Origin of the sequence: Rhizobium sp. Root1334, assembly GCF_001426665.1 — a bacterium.
In the GTDB taxonomy this organism is placed as follows: Bacteria; Pseudomonadota; Alphaproteobacteria; order Rhizobiales; family Rhizobiaceae; genus Pararhizobium.
In genome coordinates, this window is record NZ_LMEY01000003.1 from 74,063 (window position 1) to 100,270 (window position 26,208).

Below are 26,208 nucleotides of genomic sequence, written 5' to 3' on the forward strand. Positions count from 1 at the left end.
AAACGGCGGCGTTGGGGAGGACTTTTGTCTATGCGCGCGTTTATCCGGTTTTCAGCGATTGCTCTCAGCGTTCTTGCGTTTTCACCCCTGGTTCACGCGGCGGAAACGGGCAGGCATATCGTCACCACGCAGGACGGCGATTATTTCGGCTTCGACCTGCGCACGGAACAGAACGTCTCGCTTGCCGATTGCGAGAAAGTCTGCGTCGCAGACTCGTCCTGCCGCGCCTTCACCTATAATCCCAAGGTGAAATGGTGCTTTCTCAAATCCGACTATAACACGCTGAACACGTTTACCGGTGCCGTCGCCGGCAAGGTGATCGATGCCGCTGCCGCCGAACCGGATATCGGCGCGCCGCCCGCCCTGCCATTCGTCACGGAACAACTTCTGACTGACGCCCGCGCCACCAAGGAAAATCTCTCGGTGCTGGCGGACCAGGATGACCTCGGTCTGAATGGCCGCAAGGCTGAAGCTTATCGCGAACTCACAGCCGGCAATGTCGGTCCGGCGCTGAAGGCTTTTCAGGGCGCGCTATCCATTACGCCGGATGATGGCGCATTATGGATCGAGGCCGCACGGGCCGCCAACCGCGTTTTCGGCAATTCCGATTTCGCCACGCAGGCATCGCTTGCCGCGCTCAACGCCTATCAACTGTCGCGCACCACGCAGGCGCGGGCAGAGGCACTGGCAGTTCTCGCCACCGCACTCAAAAACGCCGAGAATTTTCGGGCCGCACTCAGCGCCTACAAGGCCAGCCTCGAACTGGTGGAAGCCAAATCCGTTCGCGCCGATTATATCGACCTGCGCACCCGCCAGGGGTTCCGTGTTACCGAACATACGATCGACTCCGACAGCGCGACACCGCGCGTCTGCGTCCAGTTTTCCGAACCGCTGGTCAAGGCCGGTGTCGATTACACGCCATTCGTTCTTCTGGATGGCGCGACACCCAAGGCTGTCGAAGCCAAGGGCAGCGAAATTTGCGTCGAAGGCCTTACCCACGGGCAGAGATACAAGGTGGCCTTCCGCTCCGGCCTGCCGTCATCCGTCGATGAGCCACTGGAAGCCAACGTCAATCTCGACGTCTATATTCCCGACCGCGCCGCAATGGTCCGCTTTACCGGAGACAGTTTCGTGCTGCCGGGAACAGCCCGCCGTGGCATTCCGATCGTTTCGGTCAACACCGCCAGCGCCAACCTTAAACTCTATCGCATCGGCGATCGCAACATCGCCTCGCTGCTGACCGCATCGCAGTTTCTCACCCAGCTCGACGGCTACAGCGCCCAGCGGATCCAGGATGAAAACGGCGAAATAGTTTGGCAGGGATCGATCGATATTGCGACCGACCTGAACAAGGAAGTCGTTACCAGCTTTCCCGTCGATGAAGCGCTGCCGCAGCGCAAGCCAGGTGTCTATGTCCTGACCGCCGTCTCGGCGACGGGCGCTTCCAACGAATGGGACAGCCAAGCGACACAATGGTTCGTCATTTCGGACATCGGCCTGTCCACCTATTCCGGCACCGACGGACTTTCGGTGTTTGCCCGGTCGCTGGCATCGGCAAAGCAGATCGCCGGCATCGAATTGACGCTGCTTGCCAAGAACAATGAAATCCTCGGCACCGCGACAACCGATTCTGATGGCCGCGCGACCTTTGACGCAGGCCTCTTGCGCGGCACCGCCGCCATGACCCCCGCCGTGATTACCGCAAAGAGCGGCGCAGACGATTTCGTCTTCCTTGATCTCACGCGTGCCGGCTTTGACCTCTCCGATCGCGGCGTCACCGGACGCGCTGCTCCCGGCGCCATCGATGTCCTGACCTGGACTGAACGCGGCATTTATCGCGCCGGCGAGACCGTGCATGTCTCGGCGCTCGCCCGTGACAGCGCCTCGGTGGCGATCGAGAAACTGCCGCTGACCTTCATCTTCATGCGCCCGGATGGCGTCGAGGATCGCCGTGTCGTCAGCGATGGCGGACTGGCCGGCGGTTATGCGCTGGATCTCCCCCTGCAGCCGAATGCCATGCGCGGCACCTGGACCGTCCAGATCTTCACCGATCCCAAGGGCACGGCGATCAGCGAGAAGCAATTCCAGGTCGATGACTTCGTCCCTGACCGGGTCGAGTTCGACATGGCAAGCACAGTCAAGCAGATCGAGATCGATACACCGGCGCCAATCACCATCGACGGCCGCTTCCTCTATGGCGCGCCGGCCGCGGGACTGGAACTCGAGGGTGAAGTCGGCCTGAAGCCGACCCGCGAAAGTTCTGATTTCAAGGGCTACTTCTTTGGCCTTGCCGATGAGGAAGCAACCGAAGACAGCCGCACGACGCTCGAAGGGCTGGAGCCGCTCGACGAAGATGGCAAGGCGACTTTCGACGTCACGTTGACCGACATTCCCTCAACCACCCAGCTGCTGAACGCCAATATCACCGTTCGCGTTCAGGAAGCCGGCGGCCGCGCGGTCGAGCGCTCCCTAACACTACCGGTCAAACCGGCAGGCGCCATGATCGGCATCAAGCCGGAATTCTCCGGCGATCTCGCGGAAAACGCCGTGGGCAAATTCCACGTCATTGCGATCGATGAGAGCGGCGCCAAACAGGCAAAGACCGGTCTTTCCTGGAAACTGCTGCGCGTCGAGCAGGACTATCAATGGTACCGCGATGGTACCGCCTGGAAATACGAGCCTGTGACCTCGACCAAGCAGGTTTCAACCGGCAAGCTGGACGTCACCACGGATGGCGGCGAGATTGCCGTCTCGGCAGGATGGGGCCGCTACCGGCTCGAAGTCGAGACGGCCGATATCGATGGCCCGACATCGAGCGTCGAGTTCGATTCCGGCTGGTACGTCACCGCCAGCTCGACAGAAACGCCGGATGGCCTGGAAGTTGCGCTCGACAAGCAAAACTACGCCATCGGCGAAACCGCCAAGCTGCGTGTCTCGCCGCGCTTTGCCGGCGAAGTTCTGGTCACGATCGGCTCGGAAAAGCTAATCGCCACGCAAACGGCGAGCATTGCGGCGGAAGGTGGCGAGATCGATGTTCCGATTACCGAGGATTTCGGTGCTGGCGCCTATGTCACCGCAACGCTTTATCGTCCGGGCGATGCGCAGGAAAGCCGCATGCCGATGCGGTCCATCGGCATCAAGTGGCTCGCCGTCGATCCGGCCGAGCGCAAGCTGTCCGTCAAACTCGATCTGCCGGAAAAGACTATGCCACGCCAGACATTGAATATCCCGGTCGAGGTCACCGGGGCAGGGGTAGGTGACGAAGCCTATGTTACGGTTGCCGCAGTCGATGTCGGCATTCTCAACCTGACCCGCTACGAGGCGCCCGATCCGGACGGCTGGTATTTCGGCCAGCGCCAGCTCGGCCTTGAAATCCGCGACCTCTACGGACGGCTGATCGATGGCTCGCTCGGAGCGACCGGGCGCCTGCGCACCGGCGGCGATGGCGGCCAGATGGCGCTGCAGGGCAAGCCGCCGACCGAGAAGCTGGTGGCGTTCTTCTCCGGCCCCGTCCAGCTCGATGCAAACGGCAAGGCGATCATCAGCTTCGACATTCCGCAATTCAACGGCACGGCCCGTGTCATGGCCGTTGCCTGGTCGAAGGCCGGTGTCGGCCACGCTTCGACCGATGTCGTCATCCGCGATCCGGTCGTGGTCACGGCGAGCATGCCGCAATTCCTGGCCCCCGGCGACAAGGCAGAGCTTCGGCTCGACATCGCCAATACCGACGGCCCGGCCGGCGACCTGAAACTCAATGTGACAAGCAGTTCCTCCGTTGTGATCGATGCGGCGCAAGCGCAGCAGACATTCAACGTCAAGCCGGGTAGTAAATTCGACCTGACATTGCCGCTCTCCGGTGTCCACCCGGGAGATGGAGCGATCAACATCGAACTGACCAGCGCCGACGGCCTGTCGCTGCAACAATCGGTTTCCGTTCCGGTGCGCCCAGCCGCCCTGCCGTTGACGACCCGGCATCCCCTGACCATAGAGCCGAACGCCAGCCTGAAGGTCGATGGCGATCTGTTGGCCGAAAGCATGCTGCAGGGGTCGGCCGTCAGCATCAGCGTCACCCGCTCCGCTGCCTTCGATATTCCAGCCCTGCTGACATCGCTCGACCGTTATCCCTATGGCTGCGCCGAACAGACGACCAGCCGGGCTCTGCCTCTGCTTTATCTCAGCGAACTGGCCAAACAATCCGGCCTGCCGGAAGATGGCGATGTCCAGAAGCGCGTGCAGGAGGCAATCTATCGGGTTCTGTCCTATCAGTCCTCCACCGGCAGCTTCGGCCTCTGGAGCCCCGGTTCCGGCGATCTCTGGCTCGACGCCTACGTCACGGACTTCCTAACGCGGGCACGCGAACAGAAATACCAGGTGCCGGACCAGGCCATGATTCAGGCGCTCGACAATCTGCAGAACGCGATGAGCTACGATATCGACATGAAGAGCCAGGGCAATGAAATTGCCTATTCTCTTTATGTGCTTGCCCGCAACCGCAAGGCTGCCATCAGCGACCTGCGGTATTACGCCGACACCAAGCTCGCCGAATTCCCGACGCCGCTGTCGAAGGGACATCTGGCCGCGGCTCTCGCCCTTTATGGCGATGCGCAGCGCTCGCAGAGCATTTTCGAAGATGCGCTGCAGATGTCGACTGCGACGGCAAGTAATGCCAGCCTTGATCGCTCCGATTATGGCTCGGCTCTGCGTGATGATGCTGCTGTTCTGACATTGGCCGCGGAAGCGCGGCCCGTGCCGACGATCATTCCGCAACTTGCCAAGATCGTTGCCCGCGAATGGGAGCAGAAGTCCTATACGAGCACGCAGGAGCAGATGTGGACGCTGATGGCGGCCCGCGCCATCCAGGGTGGCGACAGTGACCTCAATCTCGACATCAATGGCACGCCGCGTACCGGCGGCTATGCGGCACGGCTGACTGGTGACGAAGTCCTCGATCAGCCGGTGACGATCACCAACCGGTCGAGCGAACCGGTGGCTGCCGTCGTGACGACGGTTGCCGCGCCGGCATTTCCTCTGCCTGCCGGCGGCAACGGTTTCACTATCGAGCGTACCTATTACACGCTCGACGGCGAACAGGCGAATGTCACAGAAGCCAGGCAGAACGAGCGTTATGTCGTCGTCATCAACGCCACGGAAAGCAACACCTGGCCGTCGCGCGTGCTGATCACCGATCTTCTGCCGGCCGGTTTCGAGATCGACAATCCGACGCTGGTCGATAGCGCCAAGCTGTCGAACTTCGAATGGATCGGCGAAGTCGAGGCCGCTCATACAGAGTTCCGCAGCGACCGTTTTGTCGCCGCCTTCGACCGGACGGCCGGTGACAACCGCACGATCACTGTCGCCTATGTCGTTCGCGCCGTCACACCCGGTACCTACGATCATCCGGCGGCCAGCATCGAGGACATGTACCGGCCGCAATTCTCCGCGCGCTCCGCGATCGGGCGCATGGAGGTTCAGGCGGTCCAATAATGTCTCTCTGGGCGAAAATCTGCGCCGCATTGGTAGGCTCTGCGCTTGTGTGCATCGCCATCATGGCAGGCATTGACGAGGCGGATCGCGCCTATCCGCCGCCGCTTGAAGAAGCGCGCACGGTATCGGCTGAAGTGCTGGATGCGGACGGGCAATTGCTGCGCGCCTTTGCGACACCGGAGGGACGCTGGCGGCTGCAGACGACGGCAAAAGATGTCGATCCGCAATTCGTCCGCATGCTGATTGCCTATGAGGACCAGCGGTTCTGGGAACACAAGGGCGTCGATCCGTGGGCTTTGATGCGCGCCGCCTGGCAGTTCGCAACCCATGGGCGGATCGTCTCGGGCGCCTCGACACTGTCGATGCAGGTGGCGCGACTGATCGAACCACGCGAAGGCCGTTCCCTTGCAGCAAAATTCCGCCAGCTTGCCCGCGCCATACAGATCGAGCGGCGCCTGAGCAAGGCCGAAATCCTCGATCTCTATCTCACCCATGCGCCTTATGGCGGCAATCTCGAAGGTATCCGCGCCGCCAGTCTTGCCTATTTCGGCAAGGAGCCACGACGTCTCAGCGTCTCCGAGGCGGCCCTGTTGGTTGCCCTTCCGCAGCTGCCTGAAAAACGGCGGCCGGATCGATACCTGAAAGCGGCGGAACTGGCGCGCCAGCGGGTGCTGGAACGTTTGGCCGTGTCCGCAGTGATTGGTGAAGGGGAGGCGGAGCGCGCCGCATCTGTTACAGTCCCGAACCGGCGCCTGCAACTGCCGGCCTTTGCCGCCCATGTTGCCGAAGCAGCATTGCGCAAGGAACCGAAGGTCGTTCAACATCAGACGACGCTGCGCCGCACGATCCAGAAGGGTCTGGAAACAGTCGCCAAGGAAGCGGCTGCCCGGCTTGGCCCGAAAGTCTCGATCGCCATGGTCATGGCAGATGCGCGCACCGGCGAAATCGTCGGAGAACTTGGGTCCGCCGATTACTTCGACGCCAGCCGTTCCGGCTGGATCGACATGACGCGCATCTCGCGCTCGCCTGGTTCGACCCTGAAACCGTTCATCTACGGCCTCGCCTTCGAGGAGGGGCTCGTTTCCCAGGAAACCATCATCGAGGACAGGCCAGCCGATTTCTTCGGCTACCGGCCACGCAATTTCGACATGACCTATCAGGGCGATGTCAGTATTCGTCAGGCACTGCAGCTGTCTCTCAACGTTCCCGCCGTGCGGCTTTTGGATTCCGTCGGTCCGACACGGTTGATGGTACGGTTCCGTCGTGCAGAAGTGCGGCCTATCCTGCCGCCGAATGAGGCGCCCGGTCTGGCCATCGGCCTTGGCGGCTTGGGCATCAACCTGAAGGATCTCGTGCAGCTCTATGCCGCCCTCGCCAATCGCGGCAAGCCGGTCCGGCTCGGCGATGGCATCCGCGAACAACCGGGTGCGCTCGAGAACGAACCGCTTCTCGACCCCGTTGCCACATGGCAGGTTGCCGACATCCTCTCCGGCGTACTGCCCCCGGTTGGCGCCGTCCAGCGCGGCATCGCCTACAAGACCGGAACGAGCTACGGCTACCGCGATGCCTGGTCGGTCGGCTTTGATGGCCGTTACGTTCTCGGCGTGTGGGTCGGTCGCCCGGACAATGGCGCAGTTCCCGGCCTCACCGGCTACGGCACCGCAGCCCCGATCCTGTTCGAAGGCTTTGCCAAATCCGGTGTCGCCATGACGCCGCTGCCGCGCGCTCCGGCCGGTGCGGTGCGCATTGCCCATGCCGAATTGCCGATCAGCCAGCGCCGTTTTTCGATGACGGCAAATGGTCTCGTTTCGGCAACGGTGCGCGAGGCGGCGCCGCAGATCGTCTATCCCCCGGAAGGTGCGCGCGTTGAACTCGGCGTCGACACCGCCGGAACGCCAATGCCGCTGGTTCTCAAACTGCAGGGCGGAAGGGCGCCCTTCCGCTGGCTTGCCAACGGCAAGCCTCTGCCGGAGACATCACGCCGCCGGGTCAATCAATGGATACCCGACGGTGCAGGTTATTCCACGCTGACCGTCATCGACGCAGCCGGGCGCGCGGCAAGCGTGCGGGTTTTTCTCAACTAGAATCATCCCCGATTTCAGACCTGTAGCTGTCATCAGTCAAGGAACTGGCAACTCCGAATAGTCCCCTCTCATCAATGGGGATTCCCGAATCTGGCCTCATGATCTATCAGTAAGAGAAGATTCGATCCGATCTGATTCGAAATCGCGCTTGGCCGTGATCCATCCGCGAAGAAATTGACGGAGGCATATTGTCCTTTCCACGAACCCCAGCCATTCGATATACGCTTGCCGGCATCGTCGTGACGCTCGGTCTTGCAGGCTGTGGTGCCCGTGAAGGCGTGAGGCTGTCCGATACCGTAACCACAGTGCCCAATGAGACCGCATTTGCCCTGCCAGGCCCTGGCGGACCGGCCATCGTCAACATCGTCGAGCGCACGTTCAGAAATGCGACCCAGCAGGACATCCTCCTGTTCACATCGGCATCCACGCCCGGCCAGAATGTCATGCGCGTGCAACTGTTCGGACCCGTCGGATCGAAGTTCGAAGGAACGCGGTCTCTTGGCTACTCATCCGTGCGGGCGAGCGAAATCGCCAGGGAAATGCGCAGCGCCCTTCCCGGAATCGCGCTCAAGCAGTCGCCGATCTACCTGCAGAACAATTACGGCCCCTTCAGCTATGCCTATGGCCGTGGCCGCGGCAACGATGCCTGCCTTTATGGCTGGCAGCAGATCCGTTCGCCGGAGGATGCGCGAACGGCTTTCCAGAATCGTGGCACGATCCAGGTTCGCCTGCGGCTCTGCGAAGAGAATGCCAGCGAAGAGAAGCTGGTGAGCAACATGTATGGCTACACGATCCGCGGCGCCTTCAATGCAGCCGGCTGGAACCCTTACGGGGAGCCGCCAAGCGTCGACCCGACATTGGGCCGGAGCGGACATCCGATCTATCCCAAGACGCAAGACCTGCATGACAATGTGATGCCGGTCGTCGAGGTCGAGCGCCCACGCCCTGCCGTGCGGTCCCGGCAAGTCGTTGTTGCCAGCGAAAAGATCGAGCCAGTCAAACAACCGGCAGCGGAAGAAACCATTCCTTTACCAACAACGGGGGATATCAGTGGGATCGTTGTGCCTTCGCCGGATTGTGTGAACCAATCAGCGGATGCCGGACGATGCAAGTAACTTCGGCATGATCCGAACTGCCGGATGCAATTTGAGTTGACCATGGCGTTTTGAGGGTTTTGCCGGCATTGGCGTGCCACCGGCAGGCCTCCTGAAGGGTACCAACCATGCGCAAAGCGAGCATCGTTCTTTTCTGGGGAATCGCTTCCCTTTGCGTGATTGCGCTGGTTACCCTGCCGATCAACCTGCAGACCCAGCTGATTGCCAGCATCGCCGTCGTCACGTTCATGGCTGCTCTGAAGATTCTGAGAGCAGAGGGAACCTGGCGTCTCACGGCGCTTGCGTTCGGCACGGCAATCGTGATGCGTTACGTCTACTGGCGCACGACCAGCACGCTGCCGCCGGTCAATCAGCTTGAAAACTTCATTCCGGCCTTCCTGCTCTATCTGGCTGAAATGTACAGCGTGATGATGCTGGCGCTGAGCCTGTTCGTCGTTGCCATGCYGCTGCCGTCGCGCCCGTCGCGCGCCGCGACGAAAGGGCAGTATCCGAGTGTCGATGTCTATGTACCTACCTACAACGAAGACTCGCATCTGCTTGCCAATACGCTGGCTGCCGCAAAAGCCATGGACTATCCCGCCGACAAGCTGACAGTGTGGCTGCTCGACGATGGCGGCACGCTCCAGAAGCGGAACTCGGCAAACCTGCTCGAAAGCCAGATGGCCAAGTCCCGGCATGAGGAACTGCAGGTCCTCTGCGCCGATCTTGATGTCCGCTATCTGACGCGCGAGCGCAACGAGCATGCCAAGGCTGGCAATCTCAATAACGGCATGCAGCATTCGCAAGGCGAGCTGATTGCCGTCTTCGACGCGGACCATGCGCCTGCGCGGGATTTCCTTTTGGAAACGGTCGGCTATTTCGAAGACGATCCGAGACTGTTTCTCGTCCAGACACCGCATTTCTTTCTCAATCCCGATCCGGTCGAACGCAACCTGCGAACATTTGAAAAGATGCCGAGCGAGAACGAGATGTTCTACGGCATCATCCAGCGCGGCCTCGACAAGTGGAATGCCTCTTTCTTCTGCGGCTCGGCGGCGGTCCTGCGTCGTCAGGCCCTCGACCAGACCGGCGGCTTCAGCGGTGTCAGCATCACGGAAGACTGCGAAACCGCGATTGATCTTCATGCCAGCGGCTGGAACAGTGTCTATGTCGACCGGCCGCTGATCGCGGGCCTGYAACCCGCCACTTTTGCCAGCTTCATCGGTCAGCGCAGCCGCTGGGCGCAGGGCATGATGCAAATCCTGCGGTTCAAGTTTCCACCATTGAAGCGCGGCCTGTCGATCCCGCAGCGCCTCTGCTACATGTCATCGACGTTGTTCTGGCTCTTTCCGTTTCCCCGGACGATCTTCCTGTTCGCGCCGCTCTGTTACCTGTTCTTCGATCTGGAAATCTTCACGGCATCCGGCGGCGAGTTCCTGGGCTATACCCTTGCCTACATGCTCGTGAACCTGATGATGCAGAACTATCTGTACGGTTCTTTCCGCTGGCCATGGATCTCCGAACTCTATGAATACGTCCAGACGGTTCATCTCCTGCCTGCGGTTGTCTCGGCAATCGTCAACCCGAGAAAGCCAAGCTTCAAGGTGACGGCAAAGGATGAATCCGTTCTGGTCAGCCGCCTGTCGGAAATCAGTAGGCCGTTCTTCATCATTTTCGGCATTCTGCTGCTTGCCCTCTTGGTGACGATCTACCGTGTCTACACCGAACCCTACAAGGCAGACGTCACGCTGGTGGTCGGCGGCTGGAACCTGCTCAACCTCCTCCTTGCGGGATGCGCACTTGGCGTCGTTTCCGAGCGCGGTGAATTGTCGGCAACGCGCCGGGTCAAGGTGACGCGCCAGTGTGAATTCGGCCTCGGGGAACATTGGTATCCGGCAACGATCGATGACGTTTCGGTCTATGGTGCCCGCATCAATGTCTATGCCAAGACGATCGGCTCGCCCGCTGTTGATACACGCGGCCTGATCCGTTTCACGCCCCATGGCCGCGAGACCGCAGAAATTCTTCCGGTCGCCGTCCGCAACACCCAGGTGGACGGCGATATTGTCACGATGGGTTGCCAATACTTGCCGGAAGCGGCGCGCGATCACAGTCTCGTCGCCGATCTGATTTTCGCGAATTCGCAGCAATGGACGGAGTTTCAGCTGTCGCGCCGCGGCAATCCCGGCCTTTTCCGTGGCACGCTCTGGTTTTTTGGGTTGGCCTTCTATCAGACCAGCCGGGGGCTCGCCTATTTCTTCAGTAATCGGGGAGCAAGCGGCAAGGCCAAGGTTTCGGCGGGAGCACGAAAATGACAAAGGCCGTCATCCTCGCCCTGACGTTGCTTGCATTGCCGGCCGTCTCGCTGCGCGCCCAGACGCTTCCTTTCGACATGACGCCGGAGCGTCCCGCCTCGGATAGTCCTGCCGTGACAGTGCCGCCGGAAGATCACGGCAAGAATCCACTCGGTTCCCAGCCGGTGACCGTCGCGCCGGTTGCCGAGACGGTCATAACCGAACCCCTCCGGCGGTATGTTCTTCCCGAAGGCAGCCTTGGGCTGACGGGGGAATTCGAAGACCGGCTTTGGTCTGTCTATCTCACCCCCCAGCAGGCCGCCACAGGGGCGAAGCTCAATCTTGGCTATCAGAATTCGATTTTCGTTGCCCCGGAAACATCGCGCCTGACCGTCGAGGTGAACAATACGAAGATCGCCGATGAAGCGATCCGTTCGCCCGAATCCATATCCGATCTTGGCCTCAACCTTCCGAAGGACCTGTTGAAGCCGGGATCGAACCTGATCCGTCTGCGCTCCAGTCAGCGTCATCGCACCGATTGCTCCGTTCAATCGACTTACGAACTCTGGTCGAACATCGACGCAGAGAAAACCTATCTCAGTTTTGCCGGCAACGAGCCCCTCACCATGCAGAGCCTCGATGACATCAAAGCCATCGGCGTCGATGAAAGCGGTCTCACCCGGTTTAATTTTGTGGTTCCGGCGCTGGAACAGCCCGGCTCGACCGCCCCTTTGATGCGCCTTTCGCAGGGCCTTGCGGTTCTGGCCGATATGCCAAACCAGTCGTTCTCGTTTGAAACCAACAAAGTGACGCCATCAGGTCCTGGCGAAATGACCGTCCTCGTCGGCACGCCCACGGAACTGTCGCCGCTGTTTGCGTCCTTGCCTGATGGCGCCGCCTCCGGGCCGGTTGCCGGTTTTGTTCAGGACGCAAAAACCGGAATGCCGGTCCTCGTGATCACCGGGCCGACATGGCAGGCGATCCGCAGTGCGATCGAAAGCATTGTCGCCCCGACGGATATTACCGCACCGGTTCGCCGCGACGTGATTACCACCCAACGCTGGCGCGCTCCGGACGCGCCATTCCTGTTTTCCAACACCCGCCTTCCCTTTTCGCAACTGGGGCTGAAGACTGAAGAATTTTCCGGCAGGCGCTTCCGCACGGACTTTACCATCGGCATTCCATCGGACTTCTACGCCGCTTCCTATGGCGAAGCGGTGATCCTGCTCGACGCGGCCTATTCGTCGGCCGTCATGCCCGGCAGCCACATCGATATCTACGTCAATGACAGCATTGCCTCCACGGTTCCGATCACCTCGTCAGGCGGCGGGCTCCTTCGTCATCTGCCGATCAACGTAACGATGCGGCATCTTCGTCCGGGCGTGAATACGATTGCAATTGAAGGCATTCTGGAAACCGAAAGCGACAAGGTTTGCGCGCCCGGAGCGACCGGTGCGGATGCCCCGCGCTTTGCAGTGTTCGATACGTCGGAATTCCACATGCCGGACTTTGCCCGCGTGGGCCAACTGCCCAACCTCGCGGCAACAGCAGGAACGGGAGCGCCTTACAACAGGAGCGTTGAACCCGTTCCGCTGTTCATGGATCGCATCGATGCCAACACGCTTTCGGCGGCGGCGACATTCCTGGGACGGCTTGCTACGGGGGCTGGACATCCCGTCGCTGTCGAAACAGTGGCCTCCCCGGCGTTGATCGGCAACAGAAGCGCAATCTTCATCGGCTCCCTGTCGCAGATGCCGCAGATGGTCTTCACCCAGATGAACATTTCGGAAGCGAGCCGCAACACGTGGGGCCCTGATACAGGCGCTCAGGCGCAAGGCGTCAATACGCAGGCCGCCTATGATGAATGGCGCGACAAGTTGAAGGGTGGCTTGTTCAGCCGCCAGATCAGCGCTCTTGAGGGGTGGCTGAAGCAGAATTTTGACATCACGTTGACATCCCTGCGGTTTGCGCCGAGATCGGAAAGCAGCTTCATGCCATCAAACGCTGCATCGCTGCTCCTGGCGCAGGCATCAAGCCCCGATGGGACGGGAACATGGACGGTTGTCGCCGCACCGACCGGTAAGGAACTGCGCGAAAGCATGCAAGCCCTGAGCGGGCACACGCCGTGGGCGCAGCTTGCCGGGCGTATCTCGACATATGAGGCCGGCACCAAGACCGTGCAGACCGTACCGGTGAACAGCTTCAAGTTCATACCAACACAGCCCGGTTCATTTTCCAATTACCGGCTCATCGCGGCCAACTGGTTGTCGACGAATATCCTGTCCTATGCGGTGTTGCTTGCGGTGCTTGCCGTCATACTCGGATTGGCGACCGCAACGATGCTCAGCAATCTCGGGCGGCGGCAATGAGAGGAAAACTGCTGGCGGCCTTCCTTGCAGGACTTTTCAGCTTCTGTCTGGCGAGTACTCCGGCGGCTGCACAGCAACCCTTGATCGCTGCCGATGCATGGCAGGCCTACAAAGCGAAATTTCTCGACCCCGGTGGCCGCATCATTGACGATGCCAACGGCAATATCAGCCATAGCGAAGGCCAGGGCTATGGACTGCTGCTGTCCGTGCTTGCAGGCAATCCTGCGGATTTCGAACTGATCTGGTCTTTTACCCGCACTGAACTTCTGTTGCGCAGCGATGGCCTGGCAGCGTGGAAATGGAACCCCGCCACCAAGCCGCATGTCACCGACATCAACAATGCGACGGATGGAGACATCCTGATTGCCTACGCTCTGGGGCTGGCGGGGAAACAATGGAACCGGCCGGACTACATCAAGAATGGCGCGAGCATCGCCCGCGCCATTCTTGATAAAACCGTTATTCAAATCTCGGGGCGCACGCTGCTTTTACCGGCCGCCACAGGCTTTTCCGCCAAAGACCGCGATGATGGCCCCGTCATCAATCCTTCCTACTGGATTTTCGAGGCCTTTCCGGTGCTCGATCAATTGGCACCGTCCCCGGCCTGGGAAAAGCTGCGTACCGACGGCATTGCTATTCTCGGTGAGCTTCGCTTTGGTCCAAAACAATTACCCACGGATTGGGTATCGCTGACATCGCCGTTAGCCCCCGCAACCGGGTTCCCTGCAGAATTTGGCTACAATGCCTTGCGCATCCCGCTTTACCTCGTGCGTGCGGGCATAACCGATCGAGACCTGCTGACGAGATTGATGCGGGGGACATTTGGTGCAAATGGAGAATACGCAACCATAGATATTTCTTCTGGTCTGCCGAAGGACAACCTCTCCGATCCGGGTTATCAAATAATTAACCATATTCTGGCCTGTGTGGTGAACAAGACAGCCGTGCCGGAAGATTTGAAGCAATTCGCGCCGACCCGCTATTATCCTTCTACGCTCCATTTGCTGGGGCTATCATTTATAGCTGCTCAGCAGCGGGAGTGCTCATGAAGTCAACCTTCATCGCATTGTCAGCAGCGATCGTCGCCATCAGTGTCTTCGGGATGAATAAGCCTGACTACATCAAGCATGCGATGCGATCTCTTTCGCTGGCCGATGCGGAAGAGCCTGTTGCGCTGTCGCCGCGTCTGGTTCAGCAGTCAGACTCGGGCGTCATTGGCGTAAACGCGCCCGTATTCCGCGAGATCAAACGTTCAGCGCGGCCGGTACTCGACACGGTGGTGACTGCTGCAACGGCGGCAACCGTCGACGAAAGCGCGTTGCGTTATTTTGCCAGCCGTGGCGATACGGCTCGGCTTCAGGCAGAAATCTCCCGATTGAAGGCTCTCTATCCGGATTGGGTGCCGCCGAAGGATCCGTTGGCTGTTCCTCAAAATGAGGACAAGCAGCTGGAGACAATGTGGGATCTCTATGCACAAGGCCGTTACGCCGAAGTCCGCAAGGCCATTGCGGAACGTCAGATCGCGGAACCCGCGTGGAAACCGCCGGCGGACCTGATCGACCGTTTGACCGTTGCCGAAGCCCGTACGCGGCTGATCAACGCCTCGGACCTGAAGCAATACGACACCGTCGTACGGATCGGCTCGGAAACGCCGAGCCTGCTCACCTGCAGTGAAGTCGATGTGCTTTGGCGCGTGGCCGAGGCCTTCTTCCGCACAGACAAGGCACAGCGCGCGACGGACGCCTATTCCTATATCCTGAACAATTGCCAGAATGCCGCCGAGCGGCTGGCGACGGTTCAGAAAGCCGCCGCCATTCTTCCCGCCAAGAGTGTCGAGGATTTGCTCGCCAAGGAGAAAACGGCTCCTGACGGCACGATGGAATTCGACAGTATCCGCGACGATCTCGCGCGCCGGTTTGTTGCGGAAGCCAATGCCGACGGAAAGCTTGTCGTTCCGCCGCAATATCTGGCGCGTGTGGAACATCTGGCCGAGACGGGCGGTCTTGCCTCCGATGCCCTCTTGCTTGGCTGGTATCATCTGCCGCGGGGCGACATGGAAGCGGCGGAAAAATGGTTCCGCAAAGCGCGTGACAAGGAGGATACGGCGTCCGCTTCGCAAGGGCTGGCGCTCACCTTGATCGACCGCAACGATCAGCTTGCTGCCGAAGACACGATGTATCGCTGGCGCGACGATTCCAAGGACGCAAAAGCAGTTTATCTTGCGGCCACCGCCAATCTGCTGGCGCTCGAGCCGCCCGTCGCGATTTCCGGTGAGGTGCTGAAGCGCATTGCCGCCGAAGTGATAAAGTCGCGTGATGCATCAACCGCCCAGCAGTTCGGCTGGTATGCCCGCGCACTGAACCAGCCGCAAACGGCCCTGCAATGGTTCCGGACCGCCCTCGGTTGGAAGCTTGACGACGAACCGTCGGCTTACGGACTGGCGGTGACCTATCAGCAGCTGGACGATCTGAACGGGCTTTCAGAAATCCAGCGCCTGTGGGCGGGACGCTCGGAACGCATTGCCAAGGTCGGCGAAGTCGAAAAGCCGGAAATGGCAAACAGGCAGCTACCGGTAGCAAATGAAACGGTTGCCGTCAGACGGCAGCCGCGCACGGTCGTGACGTCGCAGGATGTGGAATACGACCAGCAGGAGCAAGTGGCTGTCACACGTCCACGCAGAACCGTTTCGGCCGATCGGGGCTGCAAGTCCACGATCAATCCGCAAACGCTGGCGCCTGAAGCCGCTCTGACGCGCGGTTGGTGCCTGATGGAGCGCAACAGGCCAATGGAAGCAGCGGCGGCTTTCGAGGTTGGCATGCTTGGTTCATCGGCAAAAACCCGCGAGGATGCAGCCTATGGCCAAAGCCTCGCCTACTTGCGCGCCGGTCTCTCAGCCAAGGCTGCGGTCTCCGCGATCAAGGCGCCACAAAACCGCCAACGCGCTTTCGAACTGCAACAGGCGATCCTCGCCGACAAGGCGGTGGCAGCGTTTGATGCCGGCCGCTCGCGGGAAGCGATCCTTATCCTCGATCAACTGAGGCAGATCGGACCCGAAAGGACCGACCTCCTGTCGCTTCGGGGCTATGCCTATCTGAGGCTGAAGCGTTACGCCGACGCGCGGCGAGTGTTCGAAGCGCTGGCTGCCATCGGCAATCGCGATGGTCAGCGTGGACTTGGCATTCTCTACCAGATATTCAACGACAAGGACTGACCGGGACGCAAGGCTCCCCCCGGCGTTCCGGTTTAGCCATCGGGAGCGGAGTGGACAACGTGACATCTTCCCCTTTGGATATCCCGGTCAAGACAGCCGACGGGCGCCAGACGACGCTTGCCGAATTTCGTGGCCGCGTCATGCTGGTCGTTAACGTCGCGTCGAAATGCGGCCTGACGGTCCAGTATGAAGGTCTCGAAAAGCTGTATGAAGCCAAGCGCGACGCAGGGTTTGTCATCCTTGCCTTCCCGGCCAATGATTTCATGGGGCAGGAGCCGGGAACCGAGGCCGAGATCGTCGAATTCTGCACCAGCACTTACGATGTACAGTTTCCCATTTTCTCAAAGATTTCCGTCAAGGGGCAAGCGGCTCATCCGCTCTATCGCAGCCTGACGGCAATTGCGCCCGACGCTACCGGTGAAGGCCCGATGCGGGACCGGTTGAAGGGATACGGCGTCGAGCCGGAAAACAAGGCCGACGTGCTCTGGAACTTCGAAAAGTTCCTGATCGGCCGCGACGGCAAGGTCGCCGCGCGCTTTTCACCCGATGTCACCGCAGAGGACAGCCGCCTCGTTTCCGCGATCGACAGGGAATTGGCGCAGCGGGCCTGAAATGCCGGGACTTTAAACAGCAACGACCGGCCATGCATCTAATCATGGCCGGTCGAAGTGGATACAGTGCGGCTTACTTGACGCCAGACTTGGAAATATAATCTGCCGCCACCCGCGCGACGAGCGCCAGTGAGACTGCACCGGCATCGGGATGACCGATGCTCTTTTCGGCGAGCGGCCGGGCGCGGCCGAGTTTCGGGGTGAGCGCCGAGGTCGCGTCGGCTGCGGACTTTGCTGCATCGGCTGCCAGCGACCAGGCTTCCGGCAGCGAATTTCCGGAAGCGGACTCGCTCTCCAGCGTCTCGACAAACGGGATGAGTGCATCGACCAAGGTCTTGTCGCCAAGCCGCGCGCGGCCAAGCCGGGTAACGCCATCCAGCGCAAGCCGGGCGCCCTTGACGGCCGCATCCTTCTCGATTGCGTCATTGTCGCTCAGCGCATTGCTCCACGAGCGCAGCAAAAGGCCCCAGATCGCGCCCGAGGTTCCGCCTGCCCGGTCAGCCCAGGCATCACCGGCAACGGCCAGCACGCTTGCGGCTCCAGCACCCGCTGCGACAGCCGCGTTGGCAGCATCGAGTGCCGCAGCCGAACCACGGCGCATGCCCTGGCCATGATCACCGTCACCCGCATGGGCATCGATCCGGCCGAGTTCTTCTTCCGCATCCTTCAACGCCGCAGCGATGCCTGTAAGCAGACCGGCGACGCATTTGCCCGCTTCCTTCGACGCTTCGGAGGAAGGCGCGAACGTCAATTTTCCTTCGACGTCCTCAAGCGCGCCAGTTGCTTGCTCCGTCGCAAACGTCGCACCTCGACGCAGGACCGGCGTATCGCAGGCGGCCGACCAAAGCGTTTCCAGTTCATCGTCGAGCCAGAGCAGCGTCAGCGAACAACCCTGCATATCGAGGCTGGTGACGAATTCGCCGGCTTCCGGCGCCACAACCTCAAGCCCGGCATGTTTCAGCAGCGTCGAGACCGTCGTCCAGAGCACGAACAGTTCTTCATACTTAGTGGCTCCCAGTCCGTTGAGAACCACGCCAACCTTCGTCGTCCCGGCCGGACGCTCGGCCAGCAGCTTTTCCGTCAGCAGTTTGGCCAGGTCCTTGGCAGGAACGATCGCCTCTTCCTTGATGCCCGGCTCGCCGTGGATGCCGAGGCCCAACGCCATCTGTCCATGCGGAACCGTAAACAACGGACCGCTGGCACCTGGCAGGGTGCAGCCCTTGAAGGCAACGCCGAAGGAAACCGTGCGGTCATTGGCATGGCGCGTGACGCGCTCGACCTCATCCAGGTTCATGCCTGCTTCCGCCGCAGCGCCGGCGATCTTGAAGACGACGAGATCGCCCGCAATACCACGGCGTTTTGCGGTCGCATCCGCTGGCGCACTGGCCACATCATCGGTCACTGGCACGATGCGCACATCGATGCCCTCGGCCCGCAGGCGTTCCGCCGCAACCCCGAAGTTCAGCACGTCACCGGCATAGTTGCCGAAGCCGAGCAGGATGCCGCCGCCCTGGTCCGCGTGGCGGCAAACGCGCGCCACGGCTGCTGTCGAAGGGGAGGCGAACACATCACCGGCAACCGCCGCATCGGCTAGACCCGGGCCGACATAACCGGCGAAGGCCGGATAATGTCCGGAGCCGCCACCAATCACCAACGAGACCTTGCCCTTCGGCACTTTGGTCGAGCGCACAACGCCGCCTTTCACATGGCGGACATACCGGCTGTAGATCGCGGCAAAACCGGCGAGCGCGGTCGTTGCGAATTCCTCGGGCTCATCGAAAATGGTGGTCATGACGTCTGTCCTTGGTCGCGAGGCAGGATACGCCTCAGATAATCGCGATTGGCTGCGCTGACGGAAAGCCCGTCGCCGCCATAATGTTCACAAAGGAAGGGGCTCGAAAAGCCATGTGCCAGCGCCATACGAATGGCGGCGCGATAATTGATGATGCCGGACTCCAGCGGCGCCGGATGCGTGACGATGACGCCGGATGCAGGATCCTCGGTGCGGGTGTAGTTCTTCACGTGCCAATATTTCGCATAAGGCGCAACCTTGGCCATCATCTCCTGCCAGTGCTCGACCGGCCGGTGCAGGCGGATCAGGTTGCCGAGATCCGCGTTGATGCCGACATTGGCAAGGCCGATATCTTCAACCAAGCGAACCGAGCTTTCCGCCGTTCCGAGATAGGTGTCCTCGTACATTTCCAGCGCCAGGTCGATGCCGAGCTCTTCGGCATGGCGGCCCAGCTCTCGAAGGCGGGCGACGGCCTTGCCCCAAATTGCCGCGTCATCAGGATTTTTTGCACCATCGACGGTCCAGAACCACAGCGCCTTCTTCTGCGCATCGGTCAGTGCCTCGAACAGGCCGAAGGAAACCGAGCCCGCACCGATCGCCTTGGCTGTATCGATGACCCGGTGGCCATAGGCCAGATAATCGTCGCCGTGCCTTTCATCGATAACGCTGCGGCGTGCCGTCGAAATCGCCGACATCGTCAATCCCAGTGACTGGGTCAGCGCCACGAAAGCGCCGAGCCGCGCGGGTGAAAGATCGGCAAGCCGGATCCAACTGTCAGTCGGGTCAAGCTCGGTGAAACCGGCGTCAACCACATCGGCAAGCGTCTCTGCCCATTCTTCGACGGACTGATCCTGAACGGAGCGACCATCAGGCAGGATGTTCGGATACTGGATCATCGCGGCTGCGATCGGCCAGGTCTCTCTGTTCCATTGGCGCGGTTTGGCGGGCATGGCTTTATCCTTCAAATTTCCGGGACATGCGGCGGCCGGTCAGGCCGCCGTCTTTCCATCGTGCGCCGAAGGCGAGCCGTCTTTCTTCCCACCACGGACAAGACCGATCAGCCAGAACACCAGCGGCGAAAGGAGAAGTGCCAGACCCAAGGCCATCAGACCGGAGACAAGGCTATTCGACCAGAAGATCGAGAGATCGCCATTCGACATCAGCATCGACTGGCGGAAGGCGTCTTCAGCCTTGTCGCCAAGAACCATGGCCAGAACCAGCGGCGCCAGCGGATAGTCGAGCTTCTTGAAGATATAGCCGAGCAGGCCGAAGGCAATCACCAGCCAGATATCCATCACCGAATTGGCGACCTGATAGGCGCCGGAGAAGATGACGGCAACGATGATCGGGCCGATGATGGCAAACGGCACACGCAGGATCGACGCATAGAGCGGGACGGTGGCAAGCACCAGGATCACGGCGACGATATTGCCGAGATACATCGACGCGATCAGCCCCCAGACGAAATCCGGACGGTCGGTAAACAGTGTCGGGCCAGGTGTCAGGCCCCAGATCATCAATCCGCCCATCATGACGGCAGCCGTAGCAGAACCCGGAACACCGAGCGCCAGCATGGGCAGCAAGGCGGAGGTGCCAGCCGAATGGTCGGCCGTTTCCGGCGCAACGATACCGCGCGGATCACCCTTGCCGAACATCGACTTGTCGCGCGCCGAGCGGCGGGCAACACCGTAGCTCATGAAGGATGCGGCGGTTGGGCCGGCGGGCGTGATACCCATCCAGATACCGATGATGGTGGAGCGCAGGATGGTGAACCAGTAGCGCGGCATCTCGATCAGCGTGCGGCCGATCTCCGCCATTTTCACACGTGCCTTGATGCCTTCGAACCGCAGGCCCTCTTCCGTGGTCAGGAGCAGTTCGCCGATGCCAAACAGGCCCATGACGGCGATGAGGAAGGAGACGCCCTTGATCAGTTCAGGAATATCGAAAGTGAGGCGGAGGTTGCCGGAGATCGTATCCATGCCGACCGAAGCCAGCGCGAAGCCAAGCATCATCGAAACCAGGGTCTTGAACGGTGATTGCGCGCCCATCGAGATAAAGCTGGCGAAGGCGAGGAAATAGACGGCGAAATATTCAGGCGACGAGAATTTCAGTGCGAAATTGGCGACCCAGCCGGACAAGAGTGTGATCATCACGACACCCGACAATGCGCCGATACCGGCGGACACGAAAGCCAGTGTCAGCGCACGGCTTGCCTGGCCGGTCTTTGCCATCGGATAGCCGTCGAAGGTGGTCGCGACAGAGGAGGGCTCGCCGGGGATGTTGAACAGGATGGACGTCGTCGATCCGCCGAAAAGCGCTCCCCAATACATGCAGGACAAGAGGATGATCGCCGAAATCGGGTCCATCGAGAACGTCAGCGGCAAAAGCAGCGACACGCCGTTGGGAGCCCCCAACCCGGGAAGAACGCCGACGAGAATGCCAAGCGTCACGCCGAGCATCATCAGCAGAATATGATTGAAGCTTAGGATATGGCCGAAGCCGTCGATCAGGAGACCGATATTTTCCATGTCTTTCCTCCTAAAGACAACAAGGCGGCGGAATCAATAGATCCCGAACCACGCCTCGACCGGGCCTTTCAGGAGCGGAACCTTGAAGCCGATTTCGAAGATGACGAAGAAGAGAAGCGAGACGGCGATGCCCGATGGCAGGCCGATCCACCACTTGTAGCGGCCCTGGAAAGTCATGGCGCCGGCGATATAGAGCGCCGTTCCGACATAGAGACCGAGAAAGGTGGAGACTGCTGCGAAGGCAACAAGCGGCAACAGAAACGACAAGACGACCTTGAATCGCGAGGCGTCAAAGAAGATTTCGCCGCTGCTGCGGTGCTTGAACAGAGCGGCGGCCAGATTGGCGGCGCTACCGAACATGATCAGAAGGCCGATATAGAAGGGGAAGTAGCCTGCATCCGGCCCCATGTCGGTCCAGCCCGTGCCGGCTTCGACCGACCCGTAGCAGACTGCGGCACCGAAGGCGCCAGTCAAGAGGGCGACGCCGATTTCCATCGCGAAGCGGGACAATCCCTTGGCGCTGTTCTCGCTCATCGTTCAAACCTTTCCGGTGGGTGCGGACGCCCTGAAGCGTCCGCAGGGAACCTTAATGGGTTCAGTTGGCGAGCCAACCTTCGCGCTTCAGCACTTCCGTCACCGAAGCCTCGTTGCCCTTGATGAAATCGGCAAGCTGCGTGCCGCTCATATAGTCGGACGACTGCGAGGTATCAGCAAGATACTTGGCCCATTCCGGTGTCTCGGACACCTTCTTCAGGACGCCAGCGTAAAAATCAACAACGTCCTGCTCGACGCCAGCCGGCAGCCAGACGGTGCGCGGCATGGAGTAGTTGTCGATCGCGATGCCGGATTCCTTGCAGGTCGGAATATCGCCCCAGCCCTGTTCGCCGGCAACCTTGCCGTCGCTTTTCAGCTTTTCCGACTTGAAGACGCAGACTGGCTTGACCATGCCCGCCTGCCACTGGCCAAGGTTTTCGCTCGGGTTGTTGACGTTGGCGGCAATGTGCTCGCCAGCCAGCTGGACGGCCGCTTCGCCGCCGCTCTTGAACGGGATATAGCCGAGCTTTGCGCCGCTTGCATCGTTGATCATCGAGGTGAGGATCTGGTCGACGTCCTTCGACTGGCTTCCACCAACTTTGTAATCGCCAGCTTCCTTGGCCTTGGCGACGAAATCGGCGGCCGTCTTGATGTCAGACTTGCCGTTGACCCAGAGCACGAATTCATCGGAGGCGAGTGCTGCGACCGGCGTCAGGTCTTCCGACTTGTAGGGAACCTTGGCACGAACCGGCAGCAGGTAGGCATTGTTGGTGCCGAAAGCGAGCTTGTAGGCGTCGCCCTTGTAGCCCGCCGCATAGACGAAGCCTTCAGCACCACCGGCGCTGCCCTTGTTGGTGACGACGACTGGCGCCTTCATCAACTCGTACTTGGAGATGATCGACTGGATCGTGCGCGCGAAGATATCCGTGCCGCCGCCGGGGCCGGCGGTAACGACGAACTCGACCGGGCGGTTCGGCTCGAAAGCCATTGCCGGTGCGGCAACGCCGAATGCGGCAACCATGATGCATGCGATTGAGACTGATGTTTTCATCTAAAACTCCTCCGTTGAATGAACGGCGTGAACCTCCTCCACGCCGGTAGAAACCAAAACAGGTCGAATTCAGGCAGCAGCGGCCTGGGCCGCACTTCTTTTCGCCATGCGCGCCGCCAGAAGAATGGCCTCACGGCTTGCGCCAACATCGGCAATACCCTTGCCGGCGATGTCGTATGCAGTGCCGTGAGCAGGCGTGCACAGAGCGAATGGCAGTCCGCCCATCATCGTCACACCCTTGTCGAAGCCCATCATCTTCATCGCGATCTGACCCTGATCGTGATACATGGTCAAAACCGCCTGAAAACCTTCCTTCAGCGCCCGCAGGAAGACGGTGTCGGCCGGGAAGGGGCCTTCGACATCCCATCCGCGCTGGCGGGCAAACTGTACAGCCGGCTCGATGATGTCGATTTCTTCCATGCCGAAGCTGCCGCCGTCGCCGGCATGCGGGTTGAGGCCTGCGACCGCAATGCGCGGATTGTCATAACCGGCTGCCTTCAGGCACCCCCGCGTCAGTTCGATTTCAGCAAGGATGCCGTCGACCGACAGGTTGGCCGAAACTTCGGACAGCGGAATGTGCGAGGTGACGCGCGCATTCCAGACCTTCTCCAGAACATTGAATTCGCGCACCTTGCCGGTGAAGCCGATGACGTCGGCGACGAAACGGATTTCATCGTCATAGCCCGGATAAGCAAAGCGCATCGCCTTCTTGTTGAAGGGCGTGAAGCAGACGGCCTGTGCACGGCCCTTGTCAGCCAACTGCAGCGCAGTGCGGAAGTTGGTGGTGGCAAATGTGCCGCCGGCAAGCGTTGCCTCGCCGCGATCAACATCGGCCGGATCGAGATGGGCAAGATCGACGAATACGTGCTTGTCAGTGCCGGCGCCCTCGAAATTCTCCAGCGATGCGGAAGCGAGATCGAGCGCGAGCCCGGCGCATTCGGCACCTTCATCGAGAATACGGCGATCGCCGATCACAACCAGATGTGCCGCTTCGCGAATATCGTCCATCGACAGGAGCTTGGCGGTCAGTTCTGGGCTGATGCCTGCCGGATCGCCCATGGCGAGCGCAATAACAGGACGCGCATCGTTGGCGCTCAGGGTCATGATGAAAGTCCTCCGCTTCATGCTGTTGAAGCCGTCATACGGCATTCATAATTCTGCATCAAGTCTTTTGTATTCTGTATGCAGCATTTTTTGTTGACGTTGGATCAGGCAATCTTCATGTTCGCAATGCGCTAAAAAACGATTCAGAAACACAACGCGCCAGAGCGGAACGGGCACGAAAGACATGGACGAGATCTCCTCACTGCAACGCCGTGCCGATGGCAGCGCCGGTCCGATCCGGCGCACGGCCCTGCACGACACGCTGGTCAACCACCTGCGCGACATGATCATCGAGGGGGACCTTGAGCCGGGCACGCGTCTGCATGAAGGCCAGCTGGGAGAACAGCTCGGGGTGTCCCGCACGCCGTTGCGCGAGGCAATCAAATATCTGGCCAGCGAGGGTCTGGTCGAACTGGTGCCGAGCCGGGGCGCGGTAGTCAAGCGCTTCAGCCCGAAAGACGTCCATGACATGCTGACGGTGCTGCGGACGCTCGAAGAACTCGCCGGCCGCCTCGCCTGTGAAGCTGCAACCGATGCGGAAATCGCCGAGGTGCGGGCGCTGCACGACGAGATGATCGACCGCTACAAGGCCGCCGACCGTCTGCAATATTACAAGCTCAACCAGGACATCCACACCGCGATCGTCCGGCTGGCGCAGAACAGCTCGCTGATCGATATTCATGCCATCCTGCAGACCCGGCTGAAGCGCATCCGCTTCATTGGCCATGAAGGTCCTGAAAAATGGGCTGCCGCCGTTTCCGAACACGAGGAAATGATCTCGGCGCTGGAGGCCCGCGACAAGACCCGCCTGTCCGAAGTCCTCGGCCGGCACTTGTTCAATGCGTGGGACAGGGTGCGGGCATCACTCTGATCCGCCCGCATTCTCCTCATCAAACCCCGACAGCACGTGCAAGTCTATTTGACTGCTGATGCCGTTGCCTGCCGCCGGAAGGCCGCGGGGCTTTTCGTGGTCCATTTGCGGAAAGCGCGGTGGAACGCACTTGGTTCGGAGTAACCGAGCTGCGCGGCGATGTCTCCAACGCTTGCGTCACTGCTTTGCAGCATCTCGACGGCACGGTCGCGGCGGATTTCGTCCTTGATACCGGCATAACTTTGGCCTTCGGCCTGCAGCCGATGGCGCAATGTCGAAGGCGACATGTGCATCTGCGCGGCCAGGTCGTCAAATCCGGACCACGCCGCTGGCGCCTGTTGGCGAAGCCGCTTGCGAACGGCGGCCGCCAGCCCCGCATCATACCGGTAACGCACGAGAATGTTGGCAGGCGCTCCCCGAAGAAACTGTTTCAGGGCCTGTTCGGTCCGCACGATCGGCAGCTTCAAGACTGCACGATCGAAGGCCAGGCGGCTGACGGGCTGTGAAAACTGTACGGGCGCGCCGAAGAAAAGGCGGTAATCGGCGCCCTCCAGCGGTTCGGCGCAGCGAAAGTCCACCCGGCGAATCGGGATGCGGCGGCCGACCAGCCAGCAGGTGATGCCGTGTAGCAGTATCCAGTAGGTCCGATAGGCAAAGGCCGACCTGGCCTCTCCCTTGTCCGTCAGTACGATCTCGGCGAGCCCGTCGCGGATCACCAGTTCGCCGCTTGGATCCTCCAGTACCACTCCCAGAAAACGAAGCGCCCGGCGAAGGGCCTGATCAAGCGTCTTGGCATGCAGCACGCAATGACAGAGAAGCGTAAAGCTGCCGCGCCGCATCGGCCGCTCGCCCATCCCGAAGAACTCGTCGTCCACTTCCGCCGCAACCGCCAGCCACAGAGCACCGTAACTTTCGGCAGAAATCGGTTTTTCGACCACGAGCGGCAAACCCAGTGAAGCCAAAAGCGGCGCCGTCGGCTTGCCGGCCCGGCGCAGGCAGTCAAGCGCCTCCTCGACAAACGAGGGTGAAATCATCCGCCGGTCCGCGTCCATCATCGATTTTCCTCCCATATGGCAAAACCGGCCGAAAAATGAGGCGCAGTTCTGTCATCGCTTGCAATATCGCGCGAGCGTAGAGTCCGGCAAGATGCTATGATCAAAATCAGGCATGATGGACGGAAC

Annotated in this window: 17 protein-coding genes; 9 read left to right on the top strand and 8 right to left on the bottom strand. The window is 60.6% G+C overall.

Annotated features, from left to right (window positions below):
- The first annotated feature begins 30 nt into the window (after positions 1 to 30).
- From ASD36_RS08910 to ASD36_RS08945, 8 genes are all read left to right on the top strand, one after another.
- Positions 31 to 5,484 carry an alpha-2-macroglobulin family protein gene (locus tag ASD36_RS08910; RefSeq protein ID WP_060508909.1) on the top strand — a complete coding sequence of 1,818 codons (5,454 nt, stop codon included), beginning with the start codon at positions 31 to 33 and terminating at the stop codon, positions 5,482 to 5,484.
- 62 nt (positions 5,485 to 5,546) lie between these two features.
- On the top strand, positions 5,547 to 7,568 hold the full coding sequence (pbpC, locus tag ASD36_RS08915) for a penicillin-binding protein 1C (RefSeq protein ID WP_244489775.1): 2,022 nt from the start codon (positions 5,547 to 5,549) through the stop codon (positions 7,566 to 7,568).
- A gap of 188 nt (positions 7,569 to 7,756) precedes the next feature.
- Entirely contained in the window at positions 7,757 to 8,683 is a 927-nt protein-coding gene (gene bcsN / locus ASD36_RS08920; RefSeq protein ID WP_060641723.1) for a cellulose biosynthesis protein BcsN, read from the top strand.
- A gap of 107 nt (positions 8,684 to 8,790) precedes the next feature.
- A complete protein-coding gene (gene bcsA / locus ASD36_RS08925) occupies positions 8,791 to 10,977 on the top strand; it encodes a UDP-forming cellulose synthase catalytic subunit (RefSeq protein WP_060641724.1) in 2,187 nt (728 codons plus the stop codon).
- Complete coding sequence (locus tag ASD36_RS08930) at positions 10,974 to 13,325, top strand: cellulose biosynthesis cyclic di-GMP-binding regulatory protein BcsB (protein WP_060508919.1); 2,352 nt, start codon at positions 10,974 to 10,976, stop codon at positions 13,323 to 13,325. Before bcsA ends, ASD36_RS08930 begins: the two co-directional genes overlap by 4 nt.
- On the top strand, positions 13,322 to 14,374 hold the full coding sequence (locus ASD36_RS08935) for a glycosyl hydrolase family 8 (protein ID WP_082562723.1): 1,053 nt from the start codon (positions 13,322 to 13,324) through the stop codon (positions 14,372 to 14,374). The genes ASD36_RS08930 and ASD36_RS08935 overlap by 4 nt, the downstream gene beginning before the upstream one ends.
- Positions 14,371 to 16,536, top strand: coding sequence for a cellulose synthase (locus ASD36_RS08940; protein ID WP_060508921.1), 2,166 nt, complete (start codon positions 14,371 to 14,373; stop codon positions 16,534 to 16,536). Before ASD36_RS08935 ends, ASD36_RS08940 begins: the two co-directional genes overlap by 4 nt.
- 59 nt (positions 16,537 to 16,595) lie before the next feature.
- Positions 16,596 to 17,147: a glutathione peroxidase gene (locus ASD36_RS08945; RefSeq protein ID WP_060509054.1), complete on the top strand. Its 552-nt coding sequence runs from the start codon at positions 16,596 to 16,598 to the stop codon at positions 17,145 to 17,147.
- A gap of 73 nt (positions 17,148 to 17,220) precedes the next feature.
- On the opposite strand, the gene ASD36_RS08950 is transcribed toward ASD36_RS08945, so the two are convergent.
- From ASD36_RS08950 to ASD36_RS30530, 7 genes are all read right to left on the bottom strand, one after another.
- Complete coding sequence (locus ASD36_RS08950; protein WP_060508923.1) at positions 17,221 to 18,939, bottom strand: dihydroxyacetone kinase family protein; 1,719 nt, start codon at positions 18,937 to 18,939, stop codon at positions 17,221 to 17,223.
- Positions 18,936 to 19,889 carry a sugar phosphate isomerase/epimerase family protein gene (locus tag ASD36_RS08955; protein ID WP_060508924.1) on the bottom strand — a complete coding sequence of 318 codons (954 nt, stop codon included), beginning with the start codon at positions 19,887 to 19,889 and terminating at the stop codon, positions 18,936 to 18,938. The genes ASD36_RS08950 and ASD36_RS08955 overlap by 4 nt, the downstream gene beginning before the upstream one ends.
- 39 nt (positions 19,890 to 19,928) lie before the next feature.
- Positions 19,929 to 21,467, bottom strand: coding sequence for a tripartite tricarboxylate transporter permease (locus ASD36_RS08960; protein ID WP_060508926.1), 1,539 nt, complete (start codon positions 21,465 to 21,467; stop codon positions 19,929 to 19,931).
- 33 nt (positions 21,468 to 21,500) lie between these two features.
- A complete protein-coding gene (locus ASD36_RS08965; RefSeq protein WP_060508928.1) occupies positions 21,501 to 22,001 on the bottom strand; it encodes a tripartite tricarboxylate transporter TctB family protein in 501 nt (166 codons plus the stop codon).
- Positions 22,002 to 22,062: 61 nt separating this feature from the next.
- On the bottom strand, positions 22,063 to 23,052 hold the full coding sequence (locus ASD36_RS08970) for a tripartite tricarboxylate transporter substrate binding protein (RefSeq protein ID WP_060508930.1): 990 nt from the start codon (positions 23,050 to 23,052) through the stop codon (positions 22,063 to 22,065).
- 69 nt (positions 23,053 to 23,121) lie between these two features.
- On the bottom strand, positions 23,122 to 24,156 hold the full coding sequence (locus tag ASD36_RS08975; protein WP_060509056.1) for a 4-hydroxythreonine-4-phosphate dehydrogenase PdxA: 1,035 nt from the start codon (positions 24,154 to 24,156) through the stop codon (positions 23,122 to 23,124).
- Between the two features lie 45 nt (positions 24,157 to 24,201).
- Positions 24,202 to 24,342 (bottom strand): hypothetical protein, encoded by a 141-nt coding sequence (locus tag ASD36_RS30530; RefSeq protein WP_156393825.1) that lies wholly within the window; start codon positions 24,340 to 24,342, stop codon positions 24,202 to 24,204.
- Between ASD36_RS30530 and ASD36_RS08980 the strand changes: the two genes are divergently transcribed.
- Positions 24,341 to 25,027, top strand: a complete 687-nt coding sequence (locus ASD36_RS08980) for a GntR family transcriptional regulator (protein ID WP_060506927.1) — start codon at positions 24,341 to 24,343, stop codon at positions 25,025 to 25,027. The genes ASD36_RS30530 and ASD36_RS08980 overlap by 2 nt on opposite strands.
- A gap of 44 nt (positions 25,028 to 25,071) precedes the next feature.
- On the opposite strand, the gene ASD36_RS08985 is transcribed toward ASD36_RS08980, so the two are convergent.
- Positions 25,072 to 26,082, bottom strand: a complete 1,011-nt coding sequence (locus ASD36_RS08985; protein ID WP_060508932.1) for an AraC family transcriptional regulator — start codon at positions 26,080 to 26,082, stop codon at positions 25,072 to 25,074.
- Positions 26,083 to 26,208 lie beyond the last annotated feature (126 nt).